The following is a 6793-nucleotide window of genomic DNA, read 5'->3' as shown; positions in this document are numbered from 1 at the left end:
GGCCGCCGGCGGCGTCCGCTGCCGCCGGCACGGCCGCGGGTGTCCGCGGGCTACGCGGGGCCGACCCCCCGGACGGGGCCGGGGGCCCCGCCGGGGCGTCCGGGGCAGCGGGGGCGTCCGTGCCGGGGTCACCGGTTCCCCGGACCCCCTCCGCCGCCGGCGTGCCGGCGAGCGACGCCAGGGCGGTGCCGTGCCGGTCGTGGAGGAAGCCCGCGAGCGCCTCCACGGTCGGGTGCTCGTAGAACACCACCGGCGTGAGCGCCAGCCCGAACGCCTGGTTGAGCCGGTTGGCGAGCGTGGTCAGCAGCACCGAGTTGAAGCCGTACGAGCCGAGTTCGGCGTCGTCCTCGATCCGTTCCGGAGCCAGCCCCGCCACCTCGGCGACGGTTGCCCGCACGCGGTCCCGCACCGCCTCCGGGTCCGCCCCCGGAGCCTCCGCACCCGCACCGGCGGGCTCCTCGGCGCCGTACAGCCCGGCCCGGGACAGGGCCGCCCGGGTGCGTCCGGGGCCGGCGCAGGAGACGTACCGCCGCGGCGGCCCGGCGCGTACGGCGGCTTCGAGCACCCGCAGCGCCTCCACGGTGCCGACGGGCACCAGACCGAGCGCGGTGACCGCCAGCTCCGCCGCCTCCCCGGTCAGGCGCATGCCGCCCTCGGCCCACAGCGGCCAGGCGAGGGAGACCGTACGTCCGCTGCGGGCGCCCTCGGCCACCGCCGCCGCGCGACGCACGGCGAAGGCGTCGAGATGGGCGTTGGCCGCCGCGTAGTCGCTCTGACCGGCGTTGCCCAGCGTGCCGACGACGGAGGAGAACAGCACGAAGCAGTCCAGGTCGTCCCCGGCGGTCAGTTCGTCGAGCAGCGCGACCCCCCTGGTCTTGGGCGCCAGCACCCGTGCGAGCGAGGCGTCGCTCTTGTCCTGGAGCAGCGCGTCCTCGAGGACCCCCGCCGCGTGCAGCACCCCGTGCGGCGGGCCGAAGGCGGTGCGCGCGGTACGGAGCGCCGCCTGCGTCGCGGACCGGTCCGCGACGTCCGCCTGCACATAGCGCCCCTCACCGCCCAGCGCACGCAAGCGGTCGCAGAGCTGCTGCTGTCGCGGGCCGGCGGGCGACCGGCCGAGCAGGGTCACCCGGGCCCCGTATCGGTGTGCGAGGTGCACGGCGAGCAGCCGGCCGATGCCGCCCGCACCGCCGGTGACCAGGTAGTGGCCGCCCTCGCGGAAGGCGCCCGCGGCCGCCGTCTCCGCTCCCGCGGCGCCCGGCCGCGCGTCCTCCGCGGGGAGGTGCCGCGGGTCCGCCGGCAGGTAGCGCAGCGCCTCGCGGCCGTCGGCCGTCAGCCGCACCTCGGCGTCGTTCCCGGCCGCCTCGGCGACCAGCTCGGCGGGGGACGGGACGGCGGCGTCCGCGAGGCGGACCCGGAGGTGCCGGTAGCGGCCGGTCTCGCGGGCCACGGAACGCCCGAAGGCGGAGACGGCGGCCTCCACCGGGTCCTCCTCGTCCGGGGTGAGCCGCAGATGCACCAGTGGCGGCAGGGCGCCCACGGAGCAGGCACGGCCCAGGTCGGCCGGGAGCGCGTCCGCCACGGGGTCGCCGGACGGTCCCGGTGACCGGGCGGGCGCCTCGCGCCGGTCGATCAGCAGCACCGGGCCGGAGGCGCCGGCCTCGGACAGCAGCGCCCGCAGGTCGTCGGCCTGGTCGCGCCCGGAGTGCGCGACGGCGTGCAGCAGGCGCCAGGGGCGCTCGGCACCGGAGTCCGCCGGGAGCGGCGGCGCCGAGCCGGGGCCGTCCAGCACCACCACGGTGGACGGCTCCTCCGCGTCGCCGTCCGGCCGGAGCGGGGCGGGCACCCAGTGCGGGGCCCAGACCTCGGCCGTGGCCCCCGGCTCACCCGCAGCCGGGTGCCGGGAAGGGGCGCCGGGCGTGGCAGGGCCGCCGGCCAGGTCCGGGCTGCCGGCGGCAGCGGAGCTCCCGGTGTCTCCCGCGGTCCCGCCGGGACCGGCGGCACCGGCCGTACGGGCGGCACCGGTCGGCGCCGCGCCACCGGAGGCGCTGCCCGCACCGGCGGCTCCCGTCTCCCGTCCGGGCCGCGCGTCGCCGTGCCCGGACTCCCGGCCGCCCGTGGCGTCCTGCTCCACGGCCCCCGGCGCCCCGTCGGGCTGCGGCAGGGCCGCCGACGGCAGCCAGTAGGGCGTGGGCTCGAACGGATACGGCGGCAGCGACGTGCGGCGTGCTCCGGACGCCGGGGCCCCCGGGACGCCCGGGGCCCCCGGGGCCCCCGGGGCCCCCGGGAACAGTGCCTCCCAGTCCGGCGCGGCGCCCTGCACCCACAGCCGTCCCAGCGTGCGCAGCTCCCCGCGGGCGGCCAGCCCGGCGAGGAACTCCCGCCCCTCGTCCAGGTCCTCGAAGAGGCCCGCGAGCGGACCGCCGCGCACCAGCCGCCCGGTGCGTACCGCGGGGTGGTCCGCCGCGGAGCCGTCCGCGACACGGTCCAGCAGGTCGAGCAGTTCGTCGCGGCCGGTGGCGACGAAGGCGGCCCGGACGTCCATGGCCTCCCGGCCGACCCGCAGCGTGTGCGCGACGTCGGCGGTGCGCACCGCGTCCCCGGCGCTGCGCAGCCGGGCCGCGAGCCGCCGGGCGGACTCCCGCAGCCGGTCGTCGGTGGCGGCCGAGAGCACATAGAGCTCCGGGCGCTCCGCCTCCTCCTCCGCGGCGGCGGCCGTACGCCCGCCCGCCCCGGCGGCCGTACGTGCCTCCGCGCCGGTGAACTCCTCCACCACCAGGTGTGCGTTGACCCCGCCCGCGCCGAAGGAGCTGACCCCGGCGCGCAGCGGCGGAGCGCCCCCGCCGGGCTCCCGGCCCACCGGCTCCCAGGGGGCCGCCGCTCTCTGCAACCGGAACGGCCCGCCGTCCAGGTCGAGGAAGGGGTTCGGGCGCTCCGCGTACGGCGTGGGCGGCAGGGTGCGGTGCCGGAGCTGGAGCAGCACCTTCGTCAGCCCGGCGATCCCCGCCGCGGGCTCCAGGTGCCCGATGGTGGCCTTGACACTGCCCAGGGCGCACCTCCCCGGCTCCCCGCCGGAGCCGAACGCCCGGCTCAGCGCGCGCACCTCGACCGGGTCGCCCAGCGAGGTGCCGCTGCCGTGCGCCTCGACATAGCCGATCGTGCGCGGGTCCACGCCCGCGCTGCGCAGCGCGGCGGAGACCAGACCCGCCTGCGCCTCGGCGCTGGGCACGGTGAAACCGCTGGTCCGGCCACCGGAGTTGACGGAGCTGCCGCGGATCAGGCCGTACACGTGGTCGCCGTCGGCGAGCGCCCGGGAGAGCGGCTTGAGCAGCACGGCGCCCGCGCCCTCGCCCATCACGAAGCCGTCCGCGCCCTCCGCGAACGGCCGGCAGGCGTCGCCCCGCGACAGCATGCCCATCTGGGCGTACTGGATGTGGCGTACGGGGTGCAGCACCAGGTTGACGCCGCCCGCCAGCGCCGCCGACACCTCACCGCGCCGGACCGCCTCGCACGCCAGGTGCAGGGCGACGCCGGAGCTCGAGCAGGCGGTGTCCACCACCAGGCTGGGGCCGTTCAGGTCGAGGAAGTGCGAGACCCGGTTGGCGATGGCGTAGGTGTCGGTGTACGGGTAGGGGGCGTGGCCGGTGGTGGCGCCGTTGGCGCTGAGCGTGCGGTAGTCGTCCGCCATCGCGCCGACGTAGACGCCGACGTCCCGGCCCAGCGTCCGCATGCTGTGGCCGGCGTCCTGGACGGCCTCGACGGCCGTGCGGAGGAAGAGCCGCTGCTGCGGGTCCATCTGCTCGGCGTCGCGCGGGGCGATGCCGAAGTAGAGCGCGTCGAAGTCGGCGACGCCGTCGAGGAAGGCGCCGACCCCGCTGTACGTACGGCCCGGGGCTCCCTCGGGGGCGTGGACGGCCGCGTGGTCCCAGCGGTCCGCCGGCACCGGGCCCGCGGCGCTGCCGCCGGCCAGCACGTTCCGCCACAGGGCGTCCAGCTCCGCGGGGCTGTCGGGCGCTCCGCCGGCGCCCGGGTAGTGGCCCGCCAAACCGACGACGGCGACCGGGTCGCCGTCGTGCACCCCGCTCCGTGCGGCGTCCCGGTCGCGGGCCGCGGGTGCGGGTGCCGCACGGGTGGACCTGTCAGCGGACGCCATGTCCGCAGACCACTCGTCCGCGGCCCCCGCGTCCGCGGACGCCGCCCTCTCCGGGTCCGGGCCGTCGCCGGCCCGTGCGGCGGGCTGCGCGGCACCGGCCCCTGCCAGGGCGGGGCCGACCGGCGCGACGGGACGGTGTGCCCCGGCGCGTCTCCCGGAGGCTCCGGCGGGGACGGCGGGTTCTGCGGAGCCGGCTCCGTCGCCGGGGTGGACGGGACGGGGCGGACGGCTGCCGCCGGGCGGGCCGTCCCCGCCGTCTCCGGGGGTGCCGGTGTCTCCGGGGCTGTCGGTGTCTCCGGGGTGGCCGGTGTCCCCGGCGGCCGCCGGGCCGGTGTCGCCGGGGGTGCCGGTGTCCCCGGCGTCGCCCTCGCGCACCACCGCGGCGGCCACCTCGCCCAGCGTGCGGTGCTCGAAGAAGAGCGTCTTCGGCAGTCGCCCGAACCGCTTCTCCAGCCGTACCAGTGTGTCCACGACCGCCAGCGAGGTCATCCGGATCGCGGCGAGCGGCGTGTGCGGGCCGAGGTCCGCCAATGGCACGCCCATCACGTCCGCGACCGCGACGCACACCGCGTCCTGCGCGGCCGTCTGCCCGCCGGACCGCCCGCCGGGCCGTCGGCCTGCGCGGTCGTCCGCCGGTCCGTCCTCGCCACCGGCCCGGGCGGCGGCACCGTCCCCGGCCGCCGCCAGGCGCGCCGCGGGACGCAGTGCGCGCACCACTGTGGCCAGCGGCTCCGGGTCCTGCGCCAGGTCGACCAGGGCGCGGCGGCGGGCCGCCTCCCGGCCGGCCCGGCGGGTGTCGCTCCGCTCCGCGGAGCCACCCTGCCCGCCGGCACCGGAGCCCTCCGCTCCGCCGCGTGACGCCGTGCCGTCCGCCGCCGGGGCCGGTTCGGCCTCCTCCGGCTCGAAGGCGAGACCGGCTACCACCTCCATGGGCGCGCGGTACAGCACGCGCCCGTCCTCCCGCGGCTCGGCGTACGCGCCGAGAGCGGAGTCCAGGAACCGCCGTACGGGCGTGTTGCGCTCGCTGGGCACGTACGGCGCCCGCAGTTCGGCGACGCCCGCCTCCCGCAGTTCCTCGCCCAGCGCGGAGAGGAAGGCATGCTCGACGCCGCGTCCCAGCACCCGGCAGCTCATCAGGAAGGTGTCGAGGACGGCGGCGGTCCCGCCGTCCTCCTCCCGCACCACGGCGGCGCCCACCAGGCCGTAGTCGCCGAAGCGGTCGGCCACCCGTGCGACGCGCACCCGCACGGCCGGGTCGGCCAGCAGCTCCCGGAGCGCGGTCTCGTCGCGCCGTACGGTCGACAGGTTGAACTGATTGGTGCGGAAGGTGAGTTGCGAGACCCGCTGCCGCTGCTGCTCCCCGGCGGGCGGGCCGACGTCCACCCGCAGTCCGAGGCTCGCGATGAAGTCGGCGAAGGACGCGGCGGAACGGCGCAGCGTCTCCCGGTCGCTGCGGGCCCGGTAGAAGCCGGTGCGCCGCCGGTCCTCGTCGGTGACCCGGAGCCGGTCCAGGGACCACAGCCGGTCCAGGAAGGCCGGGATGCCGTCCTCCTCCGGAACCTGGAGGGCCAGTACCTCGGGGTGCGCCGAGCGGACGGCTGCCACCTCCACCGGGTTGTCGTCCAGGAAGACGAAGCTGTCCAGACCGAGGCCGAGTTCGGCCGCGAGTGCGGCGATGCCGGCCGGCTTGGGCTCCCAGTTCACCCGCCGGGCGGTGAGGTGCTCCTCCCGCAGCGGCATGTCGTCGCGGCCGGTGAGGACCCGGAGCACGTCCGCGTCCTCGTTCTTGCTGGCGAGGCAGAGCAGCACGCCCTCCCGCTGCCGGGCCAGGGCCCACTCCTGGAGGGCCCGGTACCCGGGGCCGATCCGGACGCCGTCCGGTCCGTCCTCCCCGACGACCCCGCCCCACAGGGTGTTGTCGCAGTCCAGGACCAGCACCTTGGCCGGTGTCCGCAGCAGCGGGTGCGCGGCCCGGACGACGCCGGCCGCGAGGGCCGCGCAGCCCTCCGTGGTGAACGGGATGTGCGCGGCCTCGTCGCGGGCCGCGTCGTAGTGCTCCGCCTCCGCGGGCCACGTACGGCCCGACCAGCGGTCCCGGCCGAGCACATGGACGCCGGGCACCCCGGTCAGGGCCTCCTCGACACGGGCCTCGGCGGCTCTGAGTTCCGCGTCCCGGCCGCGCCCGTCGCGGTGTGCGGGGGAGGGCGGGCAGAGCAGCACGAGCAGCGGCACCCGGCTGCGCCCGGCGTGCGCGCGCACCGCGTCGGCGAACTCTTCTGCCGTACGGGCGCACTGTTCGCCCTCGGGCCAGTCCTCGGCGCGCAGCAGCACCGTCTTGCAGCCCTGCTCCACCCCGGCGAACACGCCGTCCGGGGAGAGGAGTTCCTGGAAGACCTGGGCGTAGTCGGCGGGGACGACCCGCAGGCCGAGACCCAGCCGGTCGCACCAGTGCTGGAGGGGGCCGACCACGGGGTCGAGCGTGAAGGTGCCGACGACGGCCAGGGTGCCGGTGTGCTCCGGCGCCGTGGCGGTGCCGTCGTCCCCGCGCGCCACGGGGGCGTCACCGTCCCCGCCGGCCGGGCCGGCCGCGCCCGCGGCGCCCGCGCTGTCCGGGGGGTCCGCCGCTGAGGCCCCCGCGGCGGG

The 6793-nt window shown here is 78.4% G+C and carries 1 protein-coding gene; it reads right to left on the bottom strand.

The window, feature by feature from the left end:
• Positions 1 to 6703, bottom strand: a 6703-nt coding sequence (locus tag HOY81_RS26395) for an HAD-IIIC family phosphatase (protein WP_237323227.1), incomplete at its 3' end; no start/stop codon positions are given.
• Positions 6704 to 6793 lie beyond the last annotated feature (90 nt).

The organism is Streptomyces sp. JJ36, assembly GCF_021696945.1.
In the GTDB taxonomy this organism is placed as follows: Bacteria; Actinomycetota; Actinomycetes; order Streptomycetales; family Streptomycetaceae; genus Streptomyces.
Note: the sequence above shows the minus strand (reverse complement) of the source record. Positions and strands in the feature narration are given on the sequence as shown.